General features: G+C 43.1%; 30 protein-coding genes and 2 tRNA genes. 11 read left to right on the top strand and 21 right to left on the bottom strand.

The window, feature by feature from the left end; genetic code table 11:
• Positions 1 to 205 precede the first annotated feature (205 nt).
• The 6 genes from pth to ispE form a co-directional block, all read right to left on the bottom strand.
• Positions 206 to 793 (bottom strand): aminoacyl-tRNA hydrolase, encoded by a 588-nt coding sequence (gene pth, locus RTL34_RS09925; protein WP_159374050.1) that lies wholly within the window; start codon positions 791 to 793, stop codon positions 206 to 208.
• A 37-nt stretch (positions 794 to 830) separates the two neighbouring features.
• A complete protein-coding gene (locus RTL34_RS09920) occupies positions 831 to 1,556 on the bottom strand; it encodes a 50S ribosomal protein L25/general stress protein Ctc (protein WP_007117245.1) in 726 nt (241 codons plus the stop codon).
• A 287-nt stretch (positions 1,557 to 1,843) separates the two neighbouring features.
• Entirely contained in the window at positions 1,844 to 2,794 is a 951-nt protein-coding gene (locus tag RTL34_RS09915) for a ribose-phosphate pyrophosphokinase (protein WP_007117244.1), read from the bottom strand.
• Positions 2,795 to 2,921: 127 nt separating this feature from the next.
• Positions 2,922 to 2,997: transfer RNA gene (locus RTL34_RS09910), tRNA-Gln, on the bottom strand.
• A gap of 123 nt (positions 2,998 to 3,120) precedes the next feature.
• Positions 3,121 to 3,196 (bottom strand) — tRNA-Gln (locus tag RTL34_RS09905).
• Between the two features lie 99 nt (positions 3,197 to 3,295).
• On the bottom strand, positions 3,296 to 4,201 hold the full coding sequence (ispE, locus tag RTL34_RS09900; RefSeq protein WP_312116597.1) for a 4-(cytidine 5'-diphospho)-2-C-methyl-D-erythritol kinase: 906 nt from the start codon (positions 4,199 to 4,201) through the stop codon (positions 3,296 to 3,298).
• A 129-nt stretch (positions 4,202 to 4,330) separates the two neighbouring features.
• Here ispE and RTL34_RS09895 point away from each other — a divergent pair, with 129 nt between their 5' ends.
• Positions 4,331 to 5,221 carry a DNA adenine methylase gene (locus RTL34_RS09895; RefSeq protein ID WP_065254104.1) on the top strand — a complete coding sequence of 297 codons (891 nt, stop codon included), beginning with the start codon at positions 4,331 to 4,333 and terminating at the stop codon, positions 5,219 to 5,221.
• A 3-nt stretch (positions 5,222 to 5,224) separates the two neighbouring features.
• Here RTL34_RS09895 and RTL34_RS09890 read toward each other — a convergent pair whose 3' ends face one another.
• Together RTL34_RS09890 and RTL34_RS09885 are read right to left on the bottom strand one after the other, a co-directional pair.
• A complete protein-coding gene (locus RTL34_RS09890; RefSeq protein ID WP_060994454.1) occupies positions 5,225 to 5,902 on the bottom strand; it encodes a PDDEXK family nuclease in 678 nt (225 codons plus the stop codon).
• Positions 5,889 to 6,122, bottom strand: coding sequence for a helix-turn-helix domain-containing protein (locus RTL34_RS09885; protein ID WP_060994455.1), 234 nt, complete (start codon positions 6,120 to 6,122; stop codon positions 5,889 to 5,891). Before RTL34_RS09885 ends, RTL34_RS09890 begins: the two co-directional genes overlap by 14 nt.
• Before the next feature lie 66 nt (positions 6,123 to 6,188).
• Here RTL34_RS09885 and RTL34_RS09880 point away from each other — a divergent pair, with 66 nt between their 5' ends.
• Together RTL34_RS09880 and RTL34_RS09875 are read left to right on the top strand one after the other, a co-directional pair.
• Entirely contained in the window at positions 6,189 to 6,404 is a 216-nt protein-coding gene (locus tag RTL34_RS09880; RefSeq protein WP_203171373.1) for a hypothetical protein, read from the top strand.
• Entirely contained in the window at positions 6,401 to 7,210 is an 810-nt protein-coding gene (locus tag RTL34_RS09875) for a DNA-methyltransferase (protein ID WP_203171374.1), read from the top strand. The genes RTL34_RS09880 and RTL34_RS09875 overlap by 4 nt, the downstream gene beginning before the upstream one ends.
• Before the next feature lie 102 nt (positions 7,211 to 7,312).
• Here the strand turns inward: RTL34_RS09875 and RTL34_RS09870 are convergent, their stop codons facing one another.
• From RTL34_RS09870 to metX, 4 genes are all read right to left on the bottom strand, one after another.
• The gene (locus tag RTL34_RS09870; RefSeq protein WP_312116593.1) at positions 7,313 to 8,419 is read right to left on the bottom strand and encodes an RNA-guided endonuclease InsQ/TnpB family protein; all 1,107 of its coding nucleotides are present in this window, start codon (positions 8,417 to 8,419) and stop codon (positions 7,313 to 7,315) included.
• A 247-nt stretch (positions 8,420 to 8,666) separates the two neighbouring features.
• The gene (locus RTL34_RS09865) at positions 8,667 to 9,248 is read right to left on the bottom strand and encodes a tetratricopeptide repeat protein (protein WP_159374058.1); all 582 of its coding nucleotides are present in this window, start codon (positions 9,246 to 9,248) and stop codon (positions 8,667 to 8,669) included.
• 359 nt (positions 9,249 to 9,607) lie between these two features.
• Entirely contained in the window at positions 9,608 to 10,216 is a 609-nt protein-coding gene (gene metW / locus RTL34_RS09860; RefSeq protein ID WP_312116591.1) for a methionine biosynthesis protein MetW, read from the bottom strand.
• 21 nt (positions 10,217 to 10,237) lie between these two features.
• Positions 10,238 to 11,404, bottom strand: coding sequence for a homoserine O-succinyltransferase MetX (metX, locus tag RTL34_RS09855; RefSeq protein WP_312116642.1), 1,167 nt, complete (start codon positions 11,402 to 11,404; stop codon positions 10,238 to 10,240).
• Positions 11,405 to 11,579: 175 nt separating this feature from the next.
• Here metX and RTL34_RS09850 point away from each other — a divergent pair, with 175 nt between their 5' ends.
• Together RTL34_RS09850 and hemH are read left to right on the top strand one after the other, a co-directional pair.
• Positions 11,580 to 11,984, top strand: a complete 405-nt coding sequence (locus RTL34_RS09850) for a hypothetical protein (RefSeq protein WP_312116589.1) — start codon at positions 11,580 to 11,582, stop codon at positions 11,982 to 11,984.
• A 126-nt stretch (positions 11,985 to 12,110) separates the two neighbouring features.
• Positions 12,111 to 13,130, top strand: coding sequence for a ferrochelatase (hemH, locus tag RTL34_RS09845; RefSeq protein ID WP_312116587.1), 1,020 nt, complete (start codon positions 12,111 to 12,113; stop codon positions 13,128 to 13,130).
• 153 nt (positions 13,131 to 13,283) lie between these two features.
• On the opposite strand, the gene RTL34_RS09840 is transcribed toward hemH, so the two are convergent.
• Positions 13,284 to 13,538 carry a hypothetical protein gene (locus RTL34_RS09840; RefSeq protein WP_007117228.1) on the bottom strand — a complete coding sequence of 85 codons (255 nt, stop codon included), beginning with the start codon at positions 13,536 to 13,538 and terminating at the stop codon, positions 13,284 to 13,286.
• A 173-nt stretch (positions 13,539 to 13,711) separates the two neighbouring features.
• Between RTL34_RS09840 and RTL34_RS09835 the strand changes: the two genes are divergently transcribed.
• From RTL34_RS09835 to RTL34_RS09820, 4 genes are all read left to right on the top strand, one after another.
• Positions 13,712 to 14,335 carry a PH domain-containing protein gene (locus RTL34_RS09835; RefSeq protein WP_312116584.1) on the top strand — a complete coding sequence of 208 codons (624 nt, stop codon included), beginning with the start codon at positions 13,712 to 13,714 and terminating at the stop codon, positions 14,333 to 14,335.
• 12 nt (positions 14,336 to 14,347) lie between these two features.
• The gene (locus RTL34_RS09830; RefSeq protein WP_312116583.1) at positions 14,348 to 15,067 is read left to right on the top strand and encodes a M48 family metallopeptidase; all 720 of its coding nucleotides are present in this window, start codon (positions 14,348 to 14,350) and stop codon (positions 15,065 to 15,067) included.
• 170 nt (positions 15,068 to 15,237) lie between these two features.
• Positions 15,238 to 17,034, top strand: coding sequence for a M61 family metallopeptidase (locus RTL34_RS09825; protein WP_312116582.1), 1,797 nt, complete (start codon positions 15,238 to 15,240; stop codon positions 17,032 to 17,034).
• Between the two features lie 169 nt (positions 17,035 to 17,203).
• On the top strand, positions 17,204 to 17,464 hold the full coding sequence (locus tag RTL34_RS09820; protein ID WP_007117222.1) for a type B 50S ribosomal protein L31: 261 nt from the start codon (positions 17,204 to 17,206) through the stop codon (positions 17,462 to 17,464).
• 142 nt (positions 17,465 to 17,606) lie between these two features.
• Here the strand turns inward: RTL34_RS09820 and RTL34_RS09815 are convergent, their stop codons facing one another.
• A complete protein-coding gene (locus tag RTL34_RS09815; protein ID WP_036596083.1) occupies positions 17,607 to 18,125 on the bottom strand; it encodes an RNA pyrophosphohydrolase in 519 nt (172 codons plus the stop codon).
• Between the two features lie 344 nt (positions 18,126 to 18,469).
• Between RTL34_RS09815 and RTL34_RS09810 the strand changes: the two genes are divergently transcribed.
• Both RTL34_RS09810 and RTL34_RS09805 read left to right on the top strand, forming a co-directional pair.
• Positions 18,470 to 18,916, top strand: a complete 447-nt coding sequence (locus RTL34_RS09810) for an OsmC family protein (RefSeq protein WP_284034524.1) — start codon at positions 18,470 to 18,472, stop codon at positions 18,914 to 18,916.
• 11 nt (positions 18,917 to 18,927) lie between these two features.
• On the top strand, positions 18,928 to 19,350 hold the full coding sequence (locus RTL34_RS09805; RefSeq protein WP_312116575.1) for an MAPEG family protein: 423 nt from the start codon (positions 18,928 to 18,930) through the stop codon (positions 19,348 to 19,350).
• A 4-nt stretch (positions 19,351 to 19,354) separates the two neighbouring features.
• Here RTL34_RS09805 and RTL34_RS09800 read toward each other — a convergent pair whose 3' ends face one another.
• The 7 genes from RTL34_RS09800 to RTL34_RS09770 form a co-directional block, all read right to left on the bottom strand.
• Positions 19,355 to 20,368 carry a tRNA dihydrouridine synthase gene (locus RTL34_RS09800; RefSeq protein ID WP_312116573.1) on the bottom strand — a complete coding sequence of 338 codons (1,014 nt, stop codon included), beginning with the start codon at positions 20,366 to 20,368 and terminating at the stop codon, positions 19,355 to 19,357.
• On the bottom strand, positions 20,361 to 21,875 hold the full coding sequence (locus tag RTL34_RS09795) for a UvrD-helicase domain-containing protein (protein WP_312116571.1): 1,515 nt from the start codon (positions 21,873 to 21,875) through the stop codon (positions 20,361 to 20,363). Before RTL34_RS09795 ends, RTL34_RS09800 begins: the two co-directional genes overlap by 8 nt.
• 168 nt (positions 21,876 to 22,043) lie before the next feature.
• Positions 22,044 to 22,769: a twin-arginine translocase subunit TatC gene (tatC, locus tag RTL34_RS09790; RefSeq protein ID WP_312116639.1), complete on the bottom strand. Its 726-nt coding sequence runs from the start codon at positions 22,767 to 22,769 to the stop codon at positions 22,044 to 22,046.
• Positions 22,770 to 22,861: 92 nt separating this feature from the next.
• Entirely contained in the window at positions 22,862 to 23,608 is a 747-nt protein-coding gene (tatB, locus tag RTL34_RS09785) for a Sec-independent protein translocase protein TatB (RefSeq protein ID WP_312116568.1), read from the bottom strand.
• Positions 23,609 to 23,662: 54 nt separating this feature from the next.
• Entirely contained in the window at positions 23,663 to 23,893 is a 231-nt protein-coding gene (gene tatA / locus RTL34_RS09780) for a Sec-independent protein translocase subunit TatA (RefSeq protein ID WP_007117213.1), read from the bottom strand.
• A gap of 202 nt (positions 23,894 to 24,095) precedes the next feature.
• Positions 24,096 to 24,935: a bifunctional phosphoribosyl-AMP cyclohydrolase/phosphoribosyl-ATP diphosphatase HisIE gene (gene hisIE / locus RTL34_RS09775; protein ID WP_256999120.1), complete on the bottom strand. Its 840-nt coding sequence runs from the start codon at positions 24,933 to 24,935 to the stop codon at positions 24,096 to 24,098.
• An 88-nt stretch (positions 24,936 to 25,023) separates the two neighbouring features.
• Positions 25,024 to 25,467 carry an acyl-CoA thioesterase gene (locus RTL34_RS09770; RefSeq protein WP_144918248.1) on the bottom strand — a complete coding sequence of 148 codons (444 nt, stop codon included), beginning with the start codon at positions 25,465 to 25,467 and terminating at the stop codon, positions 25,024 to 25,026.
• Positions 25,468 to 25,810 lie beyond the last annotated feature (343 nt).

The raw sequence follows: 25,810 nt of genomic DNA, 5'->3' as shown, positions 1-25,810 counted from the left end.
TTACCTTGTCAGGTTAACGCGATGCGCGTCATTGTGGTAAAAGTGAGCAGGCTAGTCATGAGAGGCTATTAACCAACTCGATAAAAGTTAAACATGATTGAAAAATCAGGTGAAGAATTCATCCATCTTGCAATCAATATATGGAAGGAAAATAAAAGTTCAAGGATAAACCCTAAGATTTATCACTTTTATCCTTTGGTTAACGTTAGGCATGGGGTAGTTTAAAACTATTGATGGCTTGCTGGGCTTTGGCTAAGTCACCTGTCACCAAGTCGGGCAGGGTACGCATGGCAGCATCTAGCATACTGTCAAATGCGATTTGCTCATCAGCGGTCGGTTTGCCAAGTACATAACCCGATACTTTGGACTTATGTCCTGGATGACCAATCCCCAAACGTAAACGGTGAAAATCTGCACCGATATGCGGCACGATATCACGCAGTCCATTATGACCGCCATGACCACCGCCTGTTTTTAAGCGCATACGACCCACATCAAGGTCAAGCTCATCATGAACAATCAGCAGTTCGTCATTGTGGATACCATAAAAATTCACCATCGGCACCACCGCTTCCCCTGATTTATTCATAAAAGTATGCGGTAACAATAAGCGTATATCCATGCCATACACTACGCCACGTCCAACCAAACCATGAAATTTTTTATCCAACGTCATGGTGATGTTAAACGTCTCGCTTATACGCTCCACAAACCAAAAGCCAGCATTATGCCGTGTTTGGGCATACTGCTGACCTGGGTTGCCAAGTCCGACAATCAGTTTCAGTTTTGACACGCTGATTATTCCAACTTAAGCGGCAAATGACAAATGATTATTCATCATCAGATTTTGGAGCATCATGGGTGTCATCTTGTGCTTGAAGCTTGCGTGCTTCTTCGTCACCTTCAGGATCACGAGTACCGGCAGCTTCTTCATTTGCTTCTGGCTCGATTGGCTCTTCAACTTCCACCGTTGGCGCTTGCATAGTAGCCACAGTACGGTTAAACGGTTCAGTCACTTCAAGCTCACGAATGGCAACGCCTTCAGGTAACTGGATATCTAACAAGTGAATCGAATCACCGACGTTCATGCCAGATACATCTACTGTCAAGTATTCTGGGATTTTTGAAGGAATGGCAGTGATTTCAAGTTCAGTGGCATTCGATACAAAGATACCGCCTGCTTTATGACCTGGTGCATCTTCAGCGCCTACATAGTGTACAGGAACAGTGATGTGCATCGCTTGACCACGGACGATACGTTGGAAGTCAGCGTGCATTGGGGTGTTTTTAGCTGGATGACGTTGTAGTGCTTTAATCACCACTTCTTCCGTACCTTGACCTTCTACGTTGATGGTCAAAATGTGAGAGAAGAAACTTTCTGTTTCAAGTGATTTAATCAATTCATTGTAACGGATAGCAATAGAGGCTGGCTCTTTGTCCGCACCGTATACGATTGCTGGTACTAGGTTTTGTTTACGAAGGCGGCGGCTCGCACCTTTACCTTGTAACTCGTCGCCACGTACAACAGCGTTTAATTCAAAAGTTTGGTTACTCATGGGAGTTTCCTTGGGTTAGGCTAGTCATGGGTGCCTTGTCAGTATGACTTGGCTTTTTGCCTTTACTTACAAAGCTCTACTTACAAAGCTTTAGTTAAAAAGATTGGCAAGTGACTAGCGAGTGAAAAAAAGCATAAATTTGCGACCAATTTATGCGTTATACGCCATTTTTCAAAAAAATAGCAAAACTTTAACAATTATTTTGTAAATAGCAAGTTAATAATAGCAACATGGGCGTAGCCGATAAGCCCGCATTCCACATGCTGGCTAACATTGCCTAAAATTACCTACATAATGTCAAACATCGCACTCAATGATTCTTCATTGTTGATACGACGTAGCGCTTCAGCCAGCATAGGGGCAATGGTCACTTGGCGAATTTTGCCCGTGTTTTTTGCGGCATCTGACAGTGGAATGGTATCGGTTACGACAAGCTCATCAAGCACTGACGCTGCAATTGTTTGGATTGCTTTACCTGACAATACTGGGTGAGTGATGTAACCCACCACCCGGCGCGCGCCACGTTCTTTTAATGCGGCAGCGGCTTTGCACAGGGTACCTGCGGTATCCACCATATCATCAATAATCACGCAATCACGGTCTTTAACATCACCGATGATATGCATGACTTCTGATTCGTTGGCTTTGGCGCGGCGTTTATCGATAATTGCCATGTCGGCATCGCCTAACTGTTTTGCCATTGCACGGGCACGCACCACACCGCCCACGTCAGGGGATACCACCATCAAGTTATCGTATTTTTGCTCACGTAAATCTTTAAATAAAACCGGCGTACCGTAAATATTGTCTACAGGGATATCAAAAAAACCTTGAATCTGGTCTGAGTGCAAGTCCACGGTAACGACACGGTCAATGCTCACAATATTGAGCATATCAGCGACCACTTTTGCTGAGATAGGCACACGCGCTGAGCGAGGACGACGGTCTTGACGTGCATAACCAAAATAGGGCATCACTGCCGTAATGCGACCTGCACTGGCACGACGCAAGGCATCTGCCATTACCATGATTTCCATCAAATTGTCATTGGTCGGTGAGCAAGTTGATTGTAGGATAAAGACGTCTTTACCACGTACATTCTCTTGGATTTCAACCGCGACTTCACCATCCGAAAAACGCGTCACATCGGCACGTCCCAGCGGAATATGTAAGTGATTGGTGACATTTTTTGCCAATTCTGGATGGGCATTTCCGGTAAAAATCGCCAAATAAGGCATATACAAGTCCTATTTTTCTAGACCAACGACGGTTTCATCAAACAAAAAAACTCATCAACTAACTTTTACAATTAGGATGAGAAAAACGTCATTACGTCAACTACTAAAAATGGGTTAGTAAAGAAAATGGCAGGGGTAGCTGGACTCGAACCAACGAATGCCAGGATCAAAACCTGGTGCCTTACCAACTTGGCGATACCCCTGTGACGGTGCGAACTATACCGATTTTAGGCGATTTTGTCAATGTAAAATATCTTGAACAACGCAGATTTTATGACAAAATTTTTACTATGTGATGCACAACAAAACCTGTACATCTTTGAATATGGCAGGGGTAGCTGGACTCGAACCAACGGATGCCAGGATCAAAACCTGGTGCCTTACCAACTTGGCGATACCCCTATATTGGAAGCGATATTTTAACCAAAAAACATAAAATTGCAAGCTTTTTTTGGGCATAAATATCAAAATTTTTGCAATTGTTGATTTATCAAAAATTTATTATAGCGTATGCACCCAATACGCCTGAAACGGTGAGGATTGTAGCCAGTGTTTGATGGTGTTTTTATCAAAATCGCTAGGTACTGGCAAAAACACACAGCTCCCTGAGCCCGTCATGCGCGGTGTGGTGTGGGTGGTGGCGGCAAGCGTCCTTAAAACATTCATCGCGGCGTTGACGTCTGCAGATAAGGCACATACCACAGGTTCAAAAACATTGGTAAAGCCATCGGTTAGCTCATTGGTAAAGGCATGACAATGGTTTTGCAAATAGTCATGAGAAAGGCTTGCGCAATCCCGTTTTAGCAGCGGATGGGCGAAAAGTTCAGCCGTGCTGATATGGGCATCGGGTTTTAACAATAAAAATTGCTGCGCAGGCAAATCAATTGGCGTTAAAATCTCGCCAATGCCTTCAGCAATGGCATCTTTGCCAAAAATAAATATCGGTACATCGGCGCCCAGTTTTGCGCCGATGAGGCGTAGCTGCTCATTGTTCAATCCTAGTTGCCATAAGGTATTGAGTGTTATCAGGGCTGTCGCACAATTAGACGAACCCCCGCCCAAGCCTGCCCCCATCGGAATGTGTTTATCGAGGTGAATATCAACAATCGGTAATTGGGCGATTTGTGAGTCATTCAAGATTTGATATTTTTTGGCAAAGGCTAATAAGGCAATGGCCGCTTTAACAATCAGATTGTCGGCAGGGTTGTCGGTGACGTGCTCGGCATTGGTAAGGGTGACGGGCAAGTTGTCGCCAATGGTTTTATCCGTATGACTAAAAGTGAGCGTATCGTACAAATCTATCAGCCGAAATACGGTTTGTAGATTGTGATAGCCGTCGGGGCGTTTACCGGTAATATGTAAAAATAGATTGATTTTGGCAGGGGATTGTTGGGTAAGGGTCGGCATATTTTTATAATGAGTGACAGGTTTGCTCGAAATTTTAACACATCAATTTGCATTGAAGTTCATTGAAAGGATAAAAATCGGCTGTGCTATAATGCCTTTCCTTTTTGATTCGATGTTCAAATTTAAAAAATGTCTCAACTTAAACCTTTTCTAAAATGGGCTGGCGGTAAATCACAACTCATCGGTGATATACAAGCACGTTTGCCAAATTATACAGCCAATCAAGATTTCTGTATGATTGAGCCATTTCTAGGTGGGGGTGCGGTCAGTTTTTGGGCATTATCTAACTTAAAGTATCTAAAAAAACTTATTATTAATGACTTTAATGAAGATTTAATAAATGTCTATCAGGTTATCAAGGCAGATGTTCAACAGTTAATGATTGAGTTAGATAACTTGCAAAAAGATTATGATAAGTTGTTAGATAAAGATGCAAAAACGCCTTATTTTTATGCTAAACGTGCAAGTTTCAATCAAAGAAATCTTGATCCAGTCAAGCAAGCCAGTTTATTTATATTTTTGAATAAAGCCAGTTTTAATGGGCTATATCGAGTTAATAAAAAAAATCAGTTTAATGTGCCAATAGGTAGTTATAAAAGACCCGTTTTTTTGGATAAAGCATTATTACTTGCAGTCTCTGACGCGTTGCAAAAAGTCGTGATTTTACAGGGTGACTACGAGCAAACGCTTAAAGCGCTACCAAACAACTTACCTTGCTGGTTTTATCTTGATCCACCTTATCGCCCGATTAGCGAAACAGCAAGTTTTACTGCGTATTCTCATCAAGTTTTTGATGACAGTGAGCAACGTCGGCTGCATGAGTTTTGCCAGAAAATTGATAAGTTGGGGCATCAGTTTTTATTAAGTAATTCCGACCCAAAGACGCACAGCAAGTATGATGATTTCTTTGACACACTCTATCAAGATTTTAATATCGAGCGAGTAACGGCTAATCGTGCTATTGGGGCAAAATCAACCAGTCGCCAAGCCGTCAATGAGTTGTTAATACGGAACTATTAATCTCTAAACAATTTTATCGGCTTTGATAGTACCGTTTTGAATATCTAGCATAAATTCCTTTTTAAAATAAAATGCATGGTTTTTATTGGATACATGGCGATCAAGCGTGGTGCAAAATATTGGATTATATTGCCCGTTCGCTCTCTTTGCATCTTTACTGCGAATTTGGATATATTTGCCGTTTGAAGTATGAATAAATTTGTCGGATGAATTTTCCAAATCATGCAAGATTTTTGCTTTTATTGTTTCAAAATCATCATGAAATTGTTGAAACAAATCATGATTTTCTTTGCAATTAATGTGATACGCAGGTAAAAAATACCAATCATTAGGCTCTTTACTGTTTTTACAAACAGGCAGATAAAGCAAATTACTTATTTTGGCTAGTAAGCGATTTTCTACAGTATCATTAAAAAATAAACTATCAAAATCTTTAGAGATTTGGGTAATAAACATGGTTTCTCTAGGTTTGCCGTTGCTATCTGCTTTATTGGTTTTTAACTCACCATCTTCAAAATCGGTCAAATCGCTATTGTTTGGCATGTCTAAAAGCTGTTGTAAGAATTGACCCGTATTACCTTTATTAATTGTAAAGCTGGTTAAATCTTCTTGAAGTTTAAGCTGTGAAAATGGCTTGTGATAAAGGGCTGGCAATTTATCAAATACATCAATTAGTTTCATTTTTTCCCCTAAAATCAAATAATTCACTTAACGACAAATCAAACGCGTTAGCAAAAATCTCAATATTGATTAGTGCAGGATTTCGCTCGCCACGTTCGACCATCCCAATATAGTTACGATGAAACCCTGTCAGTTCTGCTAACTGCTCTTGACTGAGATTTTTAGCTTTGCGCAGTTGGCGAATTTTTTGCCCAAACTTGATTAAAATGTCATTTTCCATTGCGTTATTCTCACTGATTGATTAAAATTAACTACACACAATAAGTGTTATTTTGGAATTATTGACATGCATGTTGCTTACAAGTTCAATGATGATTGTGAATGGCTAGCGGATGAAGGCATCAAAGGCAAAATTGTGAATACCTTGCGAATGCTTAGCTTGGATAGTCGGTTAGAAAACCAGACGGTTTTCATTCCTGATGGTTGTGAAAATATGGGATTTTTAGAAGGGAGTTATGATATCGCGTCAATATTGCACTTTATTGCGGATATGATGGAATGATTTTTTACCAGTCAGAACTACAGGATTTTACGCTGTTGCAAGGTGATTGCTTACACATTTTGCCGACAATCAATGATAAATCTATCAATATGATTTTTGCTGATCCGCCTTATTTTTTATCCAATGACGGGTTAACGGTAAAAAATGGCATGGTGCAATCTGTCAATAAGGGCGAATGGGATAAATTTAGTGATGATAATGAAGTCTATATTTTTACTTATGATTGGCTAAGCCAAGCAAAGCGAATGTTGGCAGATAATGGCACGATTTGGATGAGTGGAACCCACCACAATATTTTTACGCTAGGGCGAGTATTATCACAACTCAATTTTAAAATCTTAAACATGATAACTTGGGAAAAACCCAATCCACCGCCAAATTTTTCTTGTCGCTATTTCACCTATTCAACTGAATGGATAATCTGGGCAAGAAAAACCCCAAAAATTCCGCATTACTTTGATTATGAATTAATGAAGTCGCTCAATGGTGACAAACAAATGAAAGACGTTTGGCGACTGCCTGCGGTATCAAGTTGGGAAAAGCAATTTGGCAAACATCCTACGCAAAAACCGTTAGGATTGTTGTCAAGGATTGTTTTGGCGTCTACTAAAGCTAATGATGTCGTGCTTGACCCATTTACAGGCTCATCGACAACAGGTATTGCTGCCAATTTATTTGGTAGAAAATTTATCGGAGTTGACCAAGATAGTCATTTTTTAACCTTAAGCAAAAATCGCTATCTTGGGTTGGATGAAAAATCACGCCAATATTTTAAAGAGAGAGTAAAACAACAGATTAGCTTATAGCTTTCATTATTTTCGGCTCTTGAATCGGCAGATTGAGCACAGCAGCCAAGGCAGCCAGTGCCATATCGGCATACCACATATACTGTTGACTTCCTCCCCTCCCTATCGTTCGGGGATTTCTTCTGCAAGACGGTCAAGCCCGACCGCAAGAATGTTCTTAGCAGCATTAATATCTCTATCATGCCATGTGCCACACGATGCACAAGTCCATTCCCTTATTCCAAGCGATTTTCTACCTTTCGGACTATTGTCGGTGATTTCACCACAACACGAACATCGCTGAGTCGTGTATTTCTCATTCACGATTTCAAAACGGCAACCTGCGTTCTCGCATTTGTAGGTCAGTTGCCTTTTGAGTTCAAACCAACCTGCATCGTAAACCGATTTGGCTAGTTTGCCTTTTTTACTGTTAAATTGATTGGTTTTAACGTCACCAACTACAATTAGGGCATTGTCTTTAACTAGTCGTGTGGTGAATTTGTGAATTAGGTCTTGCCGTGTATGTTTGATTTTGGCATGAATCGCTTTGACACGTTTTTTGTTTTTGGCACGTTGGGCGGTAGCTAACGCTTTGGCATATTTAAGCGTTTGCTTGATTTGTAGCTTGTCACCGTTTGAGGTGGTGGCACTTTCCTTTAAGCCTAAGTCTATGCCAACACTACCAGTACCACATGATTGTTTGGGATAGTCTTTGACGGTGACACAGGCATACCAACGATTACGGCTGTCTTGCACGACCTCAAGGGTGTTGATTTGGTAAAGCGATAGGTTGTAGCTGTCCCATAGGTCGATGATTAGCTTTTGTCCTTTGGCTAGGCTTAGTTGTAGTGTTGATTTTAAGCCCTTTTTACCAGTTTGGTGCGTGGCAATATGCTTAATGGCAGATTGTTTAAATGGTAGCCAACCCAAGCTTTTACGCTTAGAGTTTGGGTTGTTGGTTCGCCATGATAACTTAGCTTTTTTGAATTGCTTACGGCTTTTGGCGTGGGTTTCGTTGATGGCTTGGATGGTCTGACTATGCAAGCCTAGTAACTCACCACTACCTTTGGTGTATTCGTTCAAGTCATAAGCTGAAAAGAATTTGCCAGTTTTTTGTAGGTGTCTGTAACTCAAATCATTGACGTAGTTCCACACGAAATTGACCGCACCGCTTAGGCGGTTTAATTGGTCTACTTGTTTATCTCGTATGCGTAACTTGAGTGTTTTCATGGGTTTATTTTAACACATTTAGCAAAATTTTGTGCGTAAGCATGGTTACGGAGTTGCCTTATATCCACCGCCTGAAGTCGGTGGTTTTACGGCAACAGAGGATAAATGAGCGATTTTATACAATCAATGTGCGCCGAGCAATCTTGATTAATTTAACCCATAAAAACAAAAAACCCTAGTAAATACTAGGGTTTCATAAACTTTAATGGCTAGCTTAACACTTAACCAAACATTCGTTGTATTAAATTTACTTGCTTTGAAACCAAGAATCCGCACGGCTACGTGCAGTGGCGATGTCTTGTGATGACAAGTTTAATGCCAATTGACCGATTTTACTTTGCGCGCGGGTGCGTACTTGGTCTGATAGCATGCCGTCACGAGCGGCTAGGTCATACCATTTATAGGCATCGACCAATTTCTTTTCTTTTTCATCCAGCATGGCTAGGGTATAGCTGGCACGGTTATCACCAAGTTTTGCTGCTTTTTCTAACCAATAACGCGCTTGCCCAGCATTAGGCTGCACGCCTTCACCACGAATATACATCATGGCAAGATTTAATTGTGCAGGTGCAATGTCTTGTTTGGCGGCGGTGGTGTACCACTGGATGGCTTGTTGGAAGTTTTGCTGAATGCCGAGACCTTTTTGGTAGCGTTTGGCTAGGAAGAATTGGGCTTGTTGGTTGCCAGTTTTAGCTTGGCTAAGTAATTCCATCGGTTCCATGCTGTCATAGCGTGAGCCGTTGAGTGGAATATTGGCAACCAGTTCGGCGCTTGCAACGCCTGATAAGCTTAAAAATGCAGTTAATACGGTGACTTTCAATAATTTCATAACCAACTCCGAGTATCAAGCTGCAGCCATCGCAAGCTTGCCTAGGTTTAGATAAAATAAACTTAATAAATAGGTAAACGAATTAACAGAAAATCTTAAATTTTACAATGATTTAGCCATTCGTTATGTTTTAATAGGATAACGCAATCTTTTGATTGTTTTAGGTTAACACTGTTTGCTTTGCGTTTCAAATATTTAAGTGAAAATGTAAACAGTTGTTACAATATTTCACAGGGGAAACAAACACTTGCGACGTTTGGTGTCGTGTAGGGCTTTACTTTTGTGACATATTGTTAGATTAGACGGTAATTTATCCGCTGACCAAATTTCCATAGGCATAGAATCAGCGATAAAACAGCTTAGTTTTTGGTAACACGATAGATTGCCACATCGGCAAGTAAGTTGGGGTTTTTGCGGATGATTTGCGCCAATGCCCAAGGGTAGGGCTTTTCACTTTCTTGTACCGCAAAACGATTGATGATGCGGATGTCATTGTCATCACACAGCTTTTCAAAGTCTTTAAAGGTACACAAGTGAATATTGGGCGTGTTGTACCAAGCAAACGGCAGGGCTTCAGACATTGGCATCATGCCTTTGATACCCAAGTGAATACGGTTTTGCCAATGCGCAAAATTAGGGAAAGTGACAATCACTTCTTTGCCAACCCGTACCATATCGAGAAGTAGTTGGTCGGGCTCTTTGACCGCTTGTAGGGCGCGCGCCATCACCACCGTGTCAAAGCTTGCGTCGGCAAACCGCGCTAACCCATCATTTAAGTCTTGCTCAATGACGTTGACGCCTTTGGTAATACAGTCATTGATTTTAGTTTGGTCGATTTCGATACCATAGCCAAACACGCCCAATCTGTTTTGCAAATGCGCGAGTAAATCACCGTTGCCACAGCCTAAATCTAAGACTTTGGCATTGGGTTTGATCCAGCGTTCGGCAAGTTGATGGTCGATTTTCATTCAATTCTCGTTAAATCTAAGTTAAGCCGTTAAAAAATTAAATACCGATTGACGATAGGTCGGGATATCAAACAAAAACGAATCATGCCCATAGGCGGCATCGATATTGATATAGCTTACGGGCTTACCATTGGCAATTAGCGCATCCACAATTTCTTGCGAGCGCTCTGGGCTAAACCGCCAATCGGTGGTAAAGGATATAATTAAAAACTTACATTGGGTATTTGCCAATGCCAACCGTAGCGCATCGGTATCAGTCAAGCTATCATTAAGACTGTCATCCGCAATCGCGCCACGCGCCGGGTCAAAATAATCCAAGGCTTTAGTCATCAGCAAATAGGTATTGGCATCAAACCGTTCACTAAACTGCTCACCTTGATAGCGTAAATAACTTTCCACTTGAAATTCTACATCGTAATTGAACATCAGCTTGCCGGCTTTCAAATCGCGTCCAAATTTCACCCGCATCGCTTCATCGGTGAGATAAGTGATATGACCGACCATACGCGCCAAAATCAAGCCGCGTTTGGGGATTTTGCCTTGCTCGATATAGCGTCCTTCGCAAAAATCAGGATCGGATAAAATCGATTGGCGTGCCACTTCGTTAAAGGCGATATTTTGCGCAGACAGCTTCGGCGTGCTGGCAATGACCACACATTTTTTCAGCCGACCCGGATAGTCAATTGACCACTGCATGGCTTGCATGCCGCCCATTGAGCCACCAACAATGGCATGCCAAATGTCAATGCCCAGATAGTCAGAGAGCATGACTTGTGTTTTTACCCAGTCTTTGATGGTGACTAAGGGAAAATCTGGACCATACGGCTTGCCGGTTTCTGGGTTGGTACTGGTTGGACCGGTCGAGCCGTAGCAGCTACCAATGTTGTTAAGACACACCACAAAAAAACGCGTGGTATCAATCGCTTTGCCAGGACCGATAAAAGTATCCCACCAGCCGGCTTTTTTATCATCGCTACTATGATAGCCAGCCGCATGATGACTGCCCGATAGCGCATGACAAATCAATATCGCATTGGATTTATCGGCGTTGAGCTCGCCATAAGTTTCCACCATTAAATCAAAAAATGGCAGCGTGCGATTGCATTCTAGTGTCAATGGGGTATCAAAATGAATTTTTTGCGGTGTGACGATACCCACAGATTTGCCACCAGATTTGGCAAAACTAATAGGATGATCGTCGTCAAAATTTTTGGGGACAGTCAATTCAGCTTCAGGTAAAATCTTGGCATGTGGTTTGTGTTGCTGTGTGCTCACCCGCTTTCTCACTAATTTTTGATTGATAACGCATTAAAAGTATAGCTATTGTAAGGGTTTATATGGGTTATCACAACTTGGAATTCAAATGCCAAATTTAGCATCATCACCCCACCATACATTCCTATCGCTCACGGGATTGGCGCTCACGGGATTTTTGGCATTGACGTATTTAGCGTTTCATCAGCCGATGTTTTATCAGGCAACAGCGGTTTTGGCTGCTAATGCTAGTCAAGTCACAAGCGCCACGATGGTCAGCCATCATCAAAGCCATCACTCCGTCAGTCATCTAAACAGCCACCAAAACCACTATCAAAACCAACAGCCCAATCAGCATAACCACCAAGCAGACGGTGAATCGGTTAGCAGCCCCTCACAAAACGCAATTTTTGAAAGGCCTATTAAAAGTCCTGTTAAAAGCCCAGTATCATCTAAACAAAATTCCCGCCTAGTGGATGCGCTACTGGTCATGGGTGGGATAGGTTGTCATTGATTCAAATATAGCTTAAAAAATGCAATAATTGCGCAATTTCAGGTGATTATCCAGTACGCGCGCCCTAGTAAATATGCTAATCTTAACCCCACTTTTTTTATGATTTTTTTGGATTACACACAAATTATGAAGCCAAGCAATCCACCTGAAATTGCCGTTGTCCTTGTGAATTTGGGAACACCCGATGCGCCGACTGAAGCAGCGGTGCGCCGCTATCTCAAACAATTTTTGTCCGATCCGCGCGTGATTGAAATCCCGCAGTTTATCTGGCAAATCATCTTAAACTTGTTTGTGCTACGCAGTCGCCCCAAACGGGTTGCCCACGCCTATGCTAGCGTGTGGGATGGCGATTCCCCGCTGCGTAAAATCACGCTTGCCCAAGTGGACTTGTTGCAGCAGCGATTTGATCAATATCAACTGCCTTGCAAAGTAAGCGTCCATGCTGCCATGACCTATGGCAAACCTGCGTTAACGGACGTGCTATCGGCGCTAACTGCCAAAAAAGTAGAGCAAATCGTGATATTGCCAGCTTATCCGCAGTTTTCCGGTTCCACCACTGGCGCGGTGTTTGATGTCGTCGCCAAATGGGGTCTTAAGCAGCGTAATTTACCCAGCATCAGCTTTGTCAAAGATTATTTTGCTCATCCGCAATACATCCAAGCCTTGGCTGAGAGCGTCAAACGCTTCCAAGCTGAACATGGCAAACCTGAAAAATTGCTATTGAGTTTTCACGGGATTCCAGAGCCGTATGAGCAAAAAGGCGATCCGTATGCCAGACGCTGTCGCTGTACGGCAGCGCATTTGGCGCAAGTGCTGGGGCTTGAGCGTCATGAGTGGGAATGTAGTTTTCAATCACGCTTTGGTAAGCAAGAATGGGTCAAACCCTATACGGATGTCACCTTAACCGAGTGGGGCAAGCAAGGGATCAAGTCAGTGCAGGTGCTAAGTCCGGCATTTTCGGCAGATTGCTTAGAGACGTTAGAAGAGTTGGCAGTCGAAAATCGAGAGACATTCCAGTCCAATGGCGGTGGGGATTATCATTATATCCCTGCACTTAATGTAGATGCTGCGCATATTGACTTGTTTGAATCATTGGCATTGCCACACGTGCAAGCGTGGCAACAAAATCTGCAAGGATGGTATTAAGACTTATTGTTAAAGCTTGAGATTAAAGCGGATTATTAATCGCATTAATAGCGAGCCTTATTAATAACAAGCCAATAAAAAAGGTTGGTAGCTTACCAACCTTTTTGGCATTTATTTTTGACCTTTAAATACAAAAAATTTTAGTACAGAAAATCAGTCTTTATAACTTTCATCTGCGGCATCAGGGTCAGCGATATCACCAATAGTCGGATAGTGCTCTTCGCTAAAGCTATCCTCAACCAGTAATTCATCAATCCGCTGCTCATCAATATTTTGGCGATGAATCGGGGTCAAACCACTTTCACCCGCTTCAATATGGCTTGATGACAAGGATTCATCATCCAATTGCACAGTAAAACTATCCGAATCAATATCGGTCAAATTGCTAGATGTTGGTTTGGCTTTCATTTTTGTTCCTTAATTTTCATTTATTGTTTATTATCAGTGTTATGTCGCTATCATAGCCAGTAATCAGCATGACATCTATGTTGCCAATGTGATATTTGTGTTATGTTATCGAAAACAGTTTTTCGCACAGACAGCGTTTTTAACAATTTTTATGGATAAAACAGGAAGTGGCTATGTTTAAAAATCTTGCCTCAGATGCATTGGGTTTGAGTGACATCGGTAAAATCATCCCACCGAGCCAGTTTAACCAAACCGATATTGATGACTATATTTTTCACGAAGATAACGAGCGCATTTATTTTGTGATTAAGTCAAAAATGGACGAATATTGCTTTACCAATGTCGCCTTTATCCACCTTGATGGGCAGTCGGCGACCAGTAAAAAACGCCTGCTAAAACGCTATCCGTACCGCAATTTTCAGCCCGCCAATATCATGATTGAGACGGCAGGCACGATGGATATGGACGCTGAGCTAAAATTTAGCTTGGGCGGTATGGCATTTTCGATTGATATCGACAAAAATCAAATCGAGCAAATCCGTGACATCTATAAGGTGCTGACTGCGATTAGCGAGCAGTGCAAACGCATTGCCCATGAAGAAACGGTGCTAGAAAAATCCTTTAATACCGTCACCAATATGTTTAGCTTACGCGAACTGTCAGAAAACGTGGTGCTTAACTTGCCGGATGTCATCAACCAAACTGTCGCACAAGTAGAAAATGCCTATGGCGAGCGTTTAAAGACCATTCGTAATTATGACTTTGGGGCGATTTTTGAGCATTATTTGCGTCAATAATTGCTAAAATTTATGCAAACTGTACTCACCGCCTACGCTGAGCAAGGTATCAAACTTGCGATTGAAAGCAAACGGGTCAAACATATCAACTTTCGTATCAAATCGATTGATGAAGCACCGTTTACCAGCTTGCTCAGCGTGTCTTATCCCATGCGTATGCCACAACACCTGCTGATGCAATCGCTTGAACATCGCCTTGCATGGGCAATCGACTGTCAGCAAAAACAACGAAAACTCAAAGAACTTAAACCCAAAAAACCTGCCTATATCAATGATGTCAAAGATTTGGCAAATTTGACCCTTGAAAGCAACATTTATTTTGAAGGGCAACAGGTTGTGCTTAAAGACTTATTGTTAAAGCACCACATAAAACCAAGCGAGCTGGCGCGAGTGGATGTTGGCAAAACCTTACGCCATATTTATAAATTTTGGCTCACTCAATTTATCCAAAACCGCCAAGCGTTTTGGCAAGACAAAGTGGGTAAATCCGCCAATAGCATCACGCCTTACACCATGAAGACCCGATGGGGCAGTTGTAGCACCCAAGCCAAAACCATTCGCTTGTCGGTTTGGCTGGCGCAATTTCCCCCAGACTGCGCGGATTATGTGTTGGTGCATGAGCTTTGTCATCTGATTGAGCCCAATCATTCGGCACGATTTTGGGCGCAAGTGGCACGAGTCATGCCAGATTATCAACTGTGGCATCAGCAATTAAAATTTGGCGAGCTGTAACTATTCAAGCGGTAACGATTCAAGCTGTAATTATCAAAGCCATAAAAAAAGCCATCTCGCTATGAGATAGGGTTGTGGTAGCCGTAAAAGTTGCAAATTCCTAAAATCAATCTGCTAAAATGTAACCCTATTTCAATGTTTGAATATAATCACTAAAAAGCTGATAAAAAATGTCCCAAATTCATTACCAATTCGATTTTAAAAAATTTCGTGAACACCTTGTCGATGTCACATTGACCTTTACTGCGGACAACGACAACCCAATCGTTTGGCTACCTGCTTGGATTGCGGGTAGTTACATGATTCGAGAATTTAGCAAACACATTACGGCAGTCACCGCCACCATCCATGACCCCAATGCCAATAACAATCAACGCCTTAAAAAACTTGATAAAAACCACTGGCAAATCCACGCCAAACAAGGCGACCGCATTAGCGTCACTTATGAAGTTTATGCTTATGACTTATCGGTGCGTGGGGCGTATGTCGATGAAACTCGCCTGTACGGCAACTTCACCTCCCTAGCATTAGCGGTACAAGGGCAAGAAAACCAAGCGATTAAAGCCGAACTCATTTGCCCGCAAGATTTTTATGAGGTAAACGGTGTGGAAGTCAGTCTAGCCACCGCCTTACCGGAAAAAATGCACCAACAAGCCAAACAAACCATCTATCAGCTAACTGCCGACAACTACGAGCAACTCACCGACAGCCCGTTTGAAATTGCTGAGCAAGAAGAATTTTGGTTCAATGTAGAAAGTGGTGAAAACACCGTTGCACACCGATTTGTGATTTCTGGCGTACAGCACAGCGACCTTGAACGACTAGAAACTGACCTTAGCAAAATTTGTCAAAGCTATGTCGATTGGCTCGGTGATACGCCATTTGATGATTATCTGTTTATGACCATGGCAACTTCAAGCGACTATGGCGGGCTTGAGCACCTTGCCAGTACCAGCTTGATTACCCCGCGAGATGACCTACCCACATTTTTTGAACAAGCTGAGCCAAGCGAGAGTTATCAACGCTTTTTGGGCTTGTGTAGCCATGAATATTTTCATGCCTGGTGGGTTAAAACTGTGCGTCCCGAAGTTTTTTTAACCGCCAATTTTAACCAAGAGACTTACACCACCTTGCTATGGGTGTTTGAAGGCTTTACCAGTTATGTGGATGATTTTATGCTACAAAAAAGCGGGGTTATTTCGCAAGATAGCTATCTAAAGCTGCTTGCTGAACAAATCAATCGTTACTATCAAACCCACGGACGCGCCTTGCAAAGCGTGGCAGAATCAAGCTTTGATGCGTGGATAAAGCTATATCGTAGCGATGAGAACACCGCCAACGCCGGGATTAGCTACTACAATAAAGGCGCGCTAGTGGCATTATGTTTGGACTTGACTTTGATAAACCATGGCAAACGTATTTTTGATGTGATAAAAGTTTTTTATGACAAAGCCAAAGCCCAAGATAATTGCCGTTTTGGTATGACGGACGCCAATCTAGATGACGTCATGAATGAATGCTTACCCAAAGAGGTTTGGCAAGATTTTAGAGCCAATTATATCGATGGCACGACAGAATTACCGCTATTTGAACTGTTGTCAGCACAGGGTGTGAGTATTGAGCAAAAAGACGATGATATTACTTGGGGCATGAAATATATGAGCGACCCTACTGGGTTAAAAGTGCAACGTGTTGTGCGAAATAGCCAAGCCGCCGCTGCAGGGATTTCTGCTAATGACGTCATCGTGGCAATTGATGGGTTAAAGGCGAGCGAAAAATGGCTAAAATCTACGGCTAAAACCCAAACAATTAGTGAAGACCCTGCCGTGTGTCATGTATTTCGCCGCGATGAGCTGCTCGTGCTTGAAGTGCCACCCGTGAGCGACGCGCATGTTAAACAACCGCAAAAATGGATGCTGTTAGCGGGTGAAAATACAAGCCTCACAAAATGGCTGCAGTGGAAATAACTTGCAAAAATAAAGTAAATCCAGTAAAATTCGGCTTCCAATTTTATCAATCCATCCTGTGTTGGCTTTAATCGGTTGGGTGTTTGGGTGAATTTTTAGCAAAATAAACATTCACGCCACGCATACTAACTGCAGACCAAAGGGCAGGATAATGACTAGAGACCTAACCATGCGCGCAGATATCCATCCAGCTTATCAAGAAGTTTTATTCCACGACACCAACGCTGACGTTTACTTTTTAACTCGCTCGACTATCAAATCAAAAGTAACTCGCGAATACGAAGGTAAAGAATACCCATACGTCGCACTCGATATTTCAAGTGCCTCACACCCATTCTATACCGGCGAACAACGTAAAACCCAAAACGAAGGTCGTGTGGCAAGCTTCAACAAACGTTTCGGCGCATTTGCAGGTCGTAACAAAAAATAAGTTTAATTGCTTATTATCAAAAACCCTTTGCAATTGCGAAGGGTTTTTTATTGGCTGGAATAGGGCAATACTAGGCAGTCACCAACAATACGCCATAAAAAAGCCCACCGAAGTGAGCTTTTTTAGGTTTATTTGTTTAGGTTTAATAGGAATGAATTTTTACGTTTTTGGGTAGTAACAATTCTTTCTTGAGTGGCAACTGCGGTGATAACTCAAACAAGGCGCGGCGATATACATTACGTTTAAATGCCACCACTTGGTTAAGTGGATACCAGTAACTGACCCATTCCCAGCGGTCAAATTCAGGTTTTGCCGTATCAAAACGGATATGTTCTACATTGTTCTCATCTAGCTGGAGCAAAAACCATTTTTGTTTTTGTCCAATACACAAAGGATATTGTCCTTGTCGTACAAAACGTTTTGGCAACCGATAACGCAGCCAATTTTGGGTTTGTGACAACACTTTGACATGCTGAGGATACAGTCCAACTTCTTCCCACAATTCTCGATACATTGCATCAAGCGGCGTTTCACCAAAATCAATGCCACCTTGTGGAAATTGCCAAGCATCGTGACCCACGCGTTTTGCCCACAGTACTTGTCCGTGTGTATTTGCCAAGATGATACCTACGTTGGCTCGAAAGCCGTCTGCATCAATCATGACGATTACCTTCAATTTAATGGTTAAAATCGGCAGGCAATCACATTATCAAGTTTTTTGGGTCGCAAGGTTTACACACATCCTTGCAGACCATTATTAAAGTTTTGGTCAATCAAATCATCGGGAATAAACCCATCTCTACCAACAGACGCTTATTTTATTATTATTGCTAAAAAACATGGACAATGTAATCACTGCCTTTATTACCCACTATTAAACCAGTTTTTATGTCAAAAGTGTAATGTTTATTTGCTATAAATTGTTTCACGGACATAAAAAGCGCATAATACCGCTTGATTTTATACAAAACATTTTTTTGAAAATTATAAGCATCTGGGGATAGTATGAAAGCAACAGTAAATTGGTTAAAAAACGAAGACATTAATTTTGAAGCCGTGACCGAAAACGGCAATAAAATCATCATGGATTCAACGGAAAAATTGGGTGCCAAACCCATGGAAATGGTTTTGATGGGGCTTGGCGGCTGTGCCAGTTATGATGTGGTCAGTATCCTGCAAAAAGCCCGTCAGGCGGTGAGCGATGTTGAGTGCCAGCTATCGGCTAAGCGTGCCGACACGATTCCTGCGGTATTTACTGATATTCATTTGCATTTTGTGGTCAAAGGCAGCGCCATCAAAGAAGCGCAGGTTAAAAAAGCCATTGAATTATCGGCAGAAAAATACTGCTCAGCCAGTCGTATGTTAGAAAATGGCGGTGTCAAAATCACCCATGACTACGAAATCATTGATGAAACCCCTAGTAAAATGACTCATGAAACGGTTAAAGGGTAGGGAATAACGGCATGTTTTCCTATTTGAATGCTATCCCTGCCACCAATAGCAGCGTGGTGCTGGCAATGATGGTTGCCAGTTTATTGCCCTTGGTGTTTGCGATATTGGCAAAGGTCTTTGGCGGATTTAAAAGCAAAGACAATGCCAATCCGCGCGAGTTTTTGGGTAAACAAACGGGCGCGGCAGCGCGTGCCAATGCCGCCCAGCAAAATAGCTATGAAACCTTGCCGGTATTCTTGGCAGCGGTAATTGTGGCATTGCTATTTTTTGTACCGCTGTCAGTGGTGAGCCAGTTGGCGTGGTTGTATGTGATATTACGGATTATTTATGGGTTGGCATATATTGCCAATTGGGCAACTTTTCGCTCAATTATTTGGTCGCTTAGCCTAGCCTGTCCGCTGATGTTGTTTTATTTAGCGATACGGTTGAGCTAATTTGCTATGAGCAATCGCCAGCTTGGCATTGTGCTTGCAACATCGCAACAATGGTCTCAAGCTGTTTTTGTCTCTTTACGTTTTGCCAAAGCTCGTTGGCTTCTTCATAGCCTTGGGTCAACATGCCAAGCCATTGTTTGTAACGTCCCACCAGCATATTGTCGCTACGGGCATGTCCTTGCAAAAACGCAATTTGTAGCTTGAGTAGCGCTTGCCAAGCCATGTTTTTTACCCTGTCACCTTTATCCATCGCTTTGATTTGATTGACTAAGTCAGGACGAGTGACCGCACCACGTCCGAGCATGATATGTGGGGTGTTGGCTTGTTTGCGGCAACGCATGGCTTGCTCAGTCTGCCAAATTTCGCCATTGGCAATAATCGGTAAGCCCAGCCGCTGTGTTAGGGGCGCGATTAACTTCCAATAGGCTGGGGGTTTATAGCCTTGGGTTTTGGTACGGGCATGGATGGTCAGCCAACTGGCATTGGCTGATTGCACCGCATCGCCGATTTCTTGGGTTAGTGAGGTATCTTCATAGCCGAGTCGGATTTTTGCTGATACAGGCGTATTTGATGGCACGGCTTGGCGTACTGCATGGATGATTTGATATAAGGTTTCAGGTTCGGTGAGCAACACCGAGCCACCGCGGTGACTATTGACAGTTTTAGCAGGGCAACCAAAGTTAATATCAATGGCTAACGCACCAAGCTCGACCGCTTTGACGGCATTGCCTGCCATCAAGTCGGGCTCACTGCCCAGTAACTGCACATGTACTGGCGTGCCGTGAATGGTTTTGCCTTTTAAACCATCCTCATGCAAAAGTTCGGGTACAAATTTATAAAACACATGCGCGGGCAGGACGTGCTGGGTGACGCGAATAAACTCACTTACTGTCCAGTCGTAATGCCCGATACTGGTCAAAATATCCCGCATCAATGGGTCGGTCAGTCCTTCCATCGGCGCAAGGACGATTTGCGGCTGGGTAAAATCAGGGCGAAATTGCGATAAGTGACTAGCCATAAATCACCTTTTTATCTTTGAGTCCGTGAATCAAATCTTGAATATTAAAAATATCCAAATTCACTTTGGCGCGGGTACAGGCGACATACAATAAGCGCAGCTCTTCGGGGGAGATTTTTACCGCCTGAGAAGTCACATCATAATAAAAATCATTGTCAATTTGCACCCGCGACCATTCTAGCCCTTTGGCTTTATGCGCGGTAGAGATGATATAGTCGGCTTTATCCAGTGTAGTCAAGCTGTTAATTGCTTGGTTTAGCGTTTCGGTGCCATGTTCATCCACCAGTTTGACCAGAGTTTTTAAATCGCTGCCTTCGTTCGTCTCGCTATAATCCTGCACGTCGCGCCAATTATTAAAATAGGCAAGCTCAGGCACACCATACGCCGCTTGTCCTTTTTTTAGGCGTTCGGCAGATTGGCTAAATTTGAGCAAACGCTCTGTATCGGCTTGTAGCGCAACTTTATGTCCCATTTTAAGCCCAGATAACAGATTGACCATCGCACTGGCATTGGTACGGCAGAGAATGGCATCTTTTTGACCATGCACCATACTTTTGCCTAAGGTGGACGCCATCGCAGGATTACCGCGCAGGGGCACCTCTTCTTGTAGCGCTTTTAAAAACCCATTCGCCACATCGGCAATTTGGTCGCCAAATCGAAACGATTGGGTAAGCAAGGTTTGGGGTAGCGGCAGGCGCTTCATGGCATTGACAGCGCCGCGCCATTCATAAATTTGCTGATGCGCGTCACCCACATAGATAACTTGGTTGGGCTGATTGGACAAAATCCCCATCATCAAGGGGTCGGCATCTTGCGCTTCATCAAATAAGATAAAATCCGCAGGAATCACCGGTTTGGATAGCGCCCAGAGTTTGAGGTAAATATCATGCCCAATCCCCGCAGGGTGGCGCGGGTCAATCGATTGCTGCCAGCGGCGCTCTACATACGGGTATAAGGTATCGCGCAGCTGCTCAGCTTCACTGGCAACCAACCAGTCAGGAAACTGCAAATGACGCGGCGCGGGGTAACTGGCATGGGTACTACAAAACGTGCTCACCGCATCGGACACAAATCGCGCTTGTCGCTCTGGCGTTAAGGTTACAAACTGGCTTTTTCCTTCAATTTGGCGTTTGACTTGCACAGGCGTCAAGCCCAAATCTGAGGCGAGGCGACCGGGAGAAAAACGCGGTAGTTGCAGCTTTGCGGTGATATCGCGAGCGGTATGACGAAATGCCAATGAGTGAAAAGTGCGACAGTCGACATGGTGGGGGAATTTGCGCTGCGCTTCTGCAGCAATCGCTTTGTTAAATGCCAAATAAATCCCACGACCACGTAGCTGATTACCAATTAAATTAAGCGTGGTGGTTTTGCCTGCGCCTGCATACGCCACCACCTTAAACGACTGGCGCGTGAGTGCCATATCGACAGCCTGCTGCTGCTCCCCCGTTGGGCGTTGGGTCGGGCTGTGGACAGGGGATTGGGTGGGGATAACGCTGGGGTTTGACATAAGGCCATTGCTAAAAGAAAAGTGAGCTATTTTAGCAAAATTTGGCAAGTTTTGCTCAGTTTCCTTTATTTACTCAACCTGTATTTACTAAACCTTTATTTACTAGCCTTTATTTACTAAGTGGGGATGAATGAGAGGTTGACTAGGCTTTAGCGTTATCCAGCCAGATTAGCGGTCTTTCTGTAATAACGCTTTTTCTTTCACCAATATTCGCGCCATGACTAGACCGAGTTCAAACAATAACCACATCGGGATAGCCAGCATCACCATCGATAAGCCATCTGGCGGTGTCACCAATGCCGCAATACCGAAACAACCCACGATGATGTAACGGCGTTTTTGCGCCAAGCTATCCACCGTCACTACCCCAGCCAGCACCAGTAGCAGTGTCAACACAGGAATCTCAAAGGTCGCCCCAAACACCAAAAACAACTTGAGCACAAAATTTAGATAGCTTTCGATATCGGTCATCGGTAGCACATTGTCGGGGGAGAATTTGATAAAAAAAGCCAGCACGCTTTTGAGCACGACATAATAAGCAAACGCAATCCCCAGATAAAACAAAATCACCGATGACAATAGCACGGGTAGGGCGATACGTTTTTCATGCTTATACAGCCCTGGTGCGATAAACGACCAAATCTGATACAAAATATACGGCATCGCCAAGATAACAGCCAGATACAGCGTCAATTTAATCGGTGCCAAAAATGACGAAGTGATATCGGTTGCAATCATAGAAGAATTGACTGGCAACAACGCCGTTAACGGGGCGGAAAAAATATCGTAGATTTCCCGCGAAAAGCCCGCCAATGCCAAAAAAATCACCAACACCGCCGCAAAACCGTGAATCAAATGACGGCGCAGTTCAATCAAATGCTCAGTGATGGGCATATCTACCAAAGTGTTGTCTTGCGATGGTTTATCATCTTTAGCTTGTTCAATGGCTAATTGTTCAGGCGTTTTTTTGGTTTTGATAAGCTTGGTCACTGGGCAACTCCACCCAAACTTGGCAACTGGTGCAGTAGCGGATCGGCTTGATAATTGGGTAAAAACGGTGGATTGGGAAGACGTCTGACACGGTCATAATCACTGAGCAAAAACCAACGATAATACATTGGCTCGGTGGCAGCGAATAAGGCTTCATGTAAGTCTTTAGCCACTGCATCGGCTTCGATATCAGCTTCTAGACCCAGCAAATAATCATCTGCTTTGATTTCTACCAGAGAAGATTCGTCAGATGGCTTGTCTAGTGAATGGTTTAGTGGCTTGTCTGGTAACAGCGCGGTGGTATCTGTTGTTGGTTCAGCTAAATGATTGGTTGGTTCATGACTGGGAGGTTCATGACTGGTTTGTTCAGTAGGTAGGCTAACTGCGTTAGTATCATGACCAAGATTAGGGGTTGTATCAGCCGACTGGGTATTGTGAGCTTGCATCGAAGGCACTTTGCCATGTTGCTGTAGTTCGCTCACACTGCTGCGAAGGGCTTCCATCTCACGCTTCATATCAACTTCAGCTTGGCGGATTTTTTCCAGCTCAAGCTGCATTTGCTTGCGCGTTTCGGCAAGGTCAAGCTCAGCTTCAATTTCTGATTGCAATGTTGCAACCGTACGGCGGAATTTGGCATACCACTGACCTGCAGTACGCGCCGCTTGGGGGAGTTTTTCAGGGCCCAGCACAATCAGTGCAATCGCCCCAAATAACAGTAGTTCGGAGAAACCTATATCAAACATAACAACCGTGGCAGCTAGGAATTAAAAACCAAAGAAAAAAGTAACGACTAGGGTTTAAACGTTATGTTTATCTTGTTGGGTCTGCGTGGTATTGAGCTCAGCTTTTTCGTGTTCAAGGACACGGTTTTTGTTCAGATGCTGTTCGTTTTCATCTTTGACCGCATCTTTAAAGCCTTTAACGGCACCACCCAAATCTTTACCGGCATTTTTCAGTTTTGAGGTGCCAAAAATGACCACAACAACAACCAGTAAAATTAACCAATGTGTGATTGAGAAACTACCCATGAGAATATCCTTTGATTAACCTTGACAATAGGGGTGAGGACAATATGAATTTGCAGTGTAACACATAACCATTGCGTTGGCATAACAGTGCAAAAAACTGTGTGAAACACGGCGAATTTTTCGCACTGTTAGCGAGCAATACTCAGGAATTATCGACTGTTTAGTGGCGTTTACTTAAGGGCGATCACTTAAGGGCTATTACTTAAGAGATTTGACGTGCGGCTTTTTCGTCGATACCCGATAAGCCAAAACGTCTTGCCAATTCATTGGTGACAGCCCAAGACGGTATATTAAACCATGCCAATGTGACCATTGTATGAAACCAAACATCAGCAATTTCATATACCAAATCTTTTACCGCGGTATCATCGGCGACGGTCTCATAAGGAGTATCGTTGGCAATGTTGATATCTTTGGCCGCGATAATGGCTTCGGTGGCTTCTTCACCGACTTTTTCTAAGATTTTGTTGATACCTTTATGGTATAAGCTTGCCACGTATGAGCTATCAGGATTGGCATCTTTACGCCCAATCAATACTTCATCTAACGCGGTTAAAATATCCGCTGACGTGGTAGGCGTTTGTGGCGCATTGCTTGTTTGTGTTGGATTGCTTGCAAGCAGCGAGTGTTCATGAGTCGATTTAGCGTCGTCACCATAAATCGCATCAGGGTCTTTGATAACCGCATCAGTAATTTGCCATTGTAGCTGTCCGTGGTCATCGGCAAGCAGACGATAAAAACAGGACTGCCGACCCGTGTGGCAAGCAATCCCTCCCACTTGGGTGACTGACAACACAATCACATCAGCATCGCAATCTAGGCGGATTTCATGGACTTGCTGAAAATGCCCCGAGCTTTCGCCTTTGTGCCATAATTTACCGCGAGAGCGTGACCAATACACTGCTTGCATTTTTTCAGCAGTCAGGCGTAATGACTCGCGATTCATCCATGCCATCATCAAAATGCGCCCTGTATGAAAATCTTGAGCGACTGCAGGCATGAGCCCATTGTCATCAAATTTTAGTGTATCTAGCCAATCCATATTCGCGCCCTGTATCATACTATGCAAGCTCTAACCAAAAAAAAGCACCCATCAAGCGATGCGTGCATTTATCATAATTCATCAAGCCCTAAATCTCAAAGGGTTTCACATCTAAGGCTTCTTTGATGGTAGCTGATAACGGGATTTCTTGGCTTTGACGATAGTCATACGCCACAAAGCCCATTTTGGCATACGCCACCAATGACCCATCAAACATCCGCGAGACTTTAAACACAAAATCACCACCCAAATCGGTTAAATGCTGCACGCCGACTTCAAATAACAGTTCTTCACGCGCCCGTGCCCGATCAAGGATTTGGGTCTCGATATGATTAATGACCAAGCCTTGGTACTCAGCATTAACCTCTTTAATGCCTTTTGAATATAAAAAACGAAAACGGGCTTCGGTAATCAATGCCACCAAATTTTCAACCGTTAAATGTTGTCCTAATCCAATTTCGGTATTGCGCACGCGCATGACGGTCTCAAACACGAAATGGGCAACTTCAATATTTGTGCTTAACGTTGACAAGAATTCTAACCTCATGATGTTGATAAAGATGAAAGAGTATTACACATTAAACTTTTCAGAAGCTTAAGAGCCCGATAAATACCTTAAGGCTAAACAAACTAACGCGAACTGTGTCCAAAATAGGGCTTACTTATCACTTTTAGCCAATATAACCGCAGTTTTTGTAAACTAAGTTGTTAACTTAATTAATGTAATCTCGCGATAGGTTTGCCAAGTCATTTATGTTAAATGATTGATATCATAGATTTTTTTAAATCTTATAAAAACTGGCTGAATAAAACTTTATTATAGGTTCTGTTGAACATTCAAAGCTTCAGCCAATGATAAGCAAAGGCTAGAGCAA

It is taken from the genome of Moraxella sp. CTOTU47915 (genome assembly GCF_031986685.1).
GTDB classification, from domain to species: Bacteria; Pseudomonadota; Gammaproteobacteria; order Pseudomonadales; family Moraxellaceae; genus Faucicola; species Faucicola tetraodonis.
Note: the sequence above shows the minus strand (reverse complement) of the source record. Positions and strands in the feature narration are given on the sequence as shown.

Coding starts and splice junctions, on each gene's coding strand:
- RTL34_RS09865 (WP_159374058.1), bottom strand. CDS start 9,248: ATGAAATTATTGAAAGTCACCGTATTAACTGCATTTTTAAGCTTATCA.
- ispE (WP_312116597.1), bottom strand. CDS start 4,201: ATGCCGACCCTTACCCAACAATCCCCTGCCAAAATCAATCTATTTTTA.
- RTL34_RS09835 (WP_312116584.1), top strand. CDS start 13,712: ATGTTTAAAAATCTTGCCTCAGATGCATTGGGTTTGAGTGACATCGGT.
- RTL34_RS09875 (WP_203171374.1), top strand. CDS start 6,401: ATGATTTTTTACCAGTCAGAACTACAGGATTTTACGCTGTTGCAAGGT.
- RTL34_RS09810 (WP_284034524.1), top strand. CDS start 18,470: ATGAAAGCAACAGTAAATTGGTTAAAAAACGAAGACATTAATTTTGAA.
- RTL34_RS09820 (WP_007117222.1), top strand. CDS start 17,204: ATGCGCGCAGATATCCATCCAGCTTATCAAGAAGTTTTATTCCACGAC.
- RTL34_RS09870 (WP_312116593.1), bottom strand. CDS start 8,419: ATGAAAACACTCAAGTTACGCATACGAGATAAACAAGTAGACCAATTA.
- RTL34_RS09895 (WP_065254104.1), top strand. CDS start 4,331: ATGTCTCAACTTAAACCTTTTCTAAAATGGGCTGGCGGTAAATCACAA.
- RTL34_RS09885 (WP_060994455.1), bottom strand. CDS start 6,122: ATGGAAAATGACATTTTAATCAAGTTTGGGCAAAAAATTCGCCAACTG.
- tatA (WP_007117213.1), bottom strand. CDS start 23,893: ATGGGTAGTTTCTCAATCACACATTGGTTAATTTTACTGGTTGTTGTT.
- RTL34_RS09800 (WP_312116573.1), bottom strand. CDS start 20,368: ATGGCTAGTCACTTATCGCAATTTCGCCCTGATTTTACCCAGCCGCAA.
- RTL34_RS09815 (WP_036596083.1), bottom strand. CDS start 18,125: ATGATTGATGCAGACGGCTTTCGAGCCAACGTAGGTATCATCTTGGCA.
- RTL34_RS09890 (WP_060994454.1), bottom strand. CDS start 5,902: ATGAAACTAATTGATGTATTTGATAAATTGCCAGCCCTTTATCACAAG.
- RTL34_RS09880 (WP_203171373.1), top strand. CDS start 6,189: ATGCATGTTGCTTACAAGTTCAATGATGATTGTGAATGGCTAGCGGAT.
- RTL34_RS09850 (WP_312116589.1), top strand. CDS start 11,580: ATGCCAAATTTAGCATCATCACCCCACCATACATTCCTATCGCTCACG.
- hisIE (WP_256999120.1), bottom strand. CDS start 24,935: ATGGATTGGCTAGATACACTAAAATTTGATGACAATGGGCTCATGCCT.
- RTL34_RS09920 (WP_007117245.1), bottom strand. CDS start 1,556: ATGAGTAACCAAACTTTTGAATTAAACGCTGTTGTACGTGGCGACGAG.
- tatC (WP_312116639.1), bottom strand. CDS start 22,769: ATGCCCATCACTGAGCATTTGATTGAACTGCGCCGTCATTTGATTCAC.
- tatB (WP_312116568.1), bottom strand. CDS start 23,608: ATGTTTGATATAGGTTTCTCCGAACTACTGTTATTTGGGGCGATTGCA.
- RTL34_RS09830 (WP_312116583.1), top strand. CDS start 14,348: ATGCAAACTGTACTCACCGCCTACGCTGAGCAAGGTATCAAACTTGCG.
- hemH (WP_312116587.1), top strand. CDS start 12,111: ATGAAGCCAAGCAATCCACCTGAAATTGCCGTTGTCCTTGTGAATTTG.
- RTL34_RS09840 (WP_007117228.1), bottom strand. CDS start 13,538: ATGAAAGCCAAACCAACATCTAGCAATTTGACCGATATTGATTCGGAT.
- RTL34_RS09915 (WP_007117244.1), bottom strand. CDS start 2,794: ATGCCTTATTTGGCGATTTTTACCGGAAATGCCCATCCAGAATTGGCA.
- metW (WP_312116591.1), bottom strand. CDS start 10,216: ATGAAAATCGACCATCAACTTGCCGAACGCTGGATCAAACCCAATGCC.
- RTL34_RS09805 (WP_312116575.1), top strand. CDS start 18,928: ATGTTTTCCTATTTGAATGCTATCCCTGCCACCAATAGCAGCGTGGTG.
- RTL34_RS09825 (WP_312116582.1), top strand. CDS start 15,238: ATGTCCCAAATTCATTACCAATTCGATTTTAAAAAATTTCGTGAACAC.
- RTL34_RS09795 (WP_312116571.1), bottom strand. CDS start 21,875: ATGTCAAACCCCAGCGTTATCCCCACCCAATCCCCTGTCCACAGCCCG.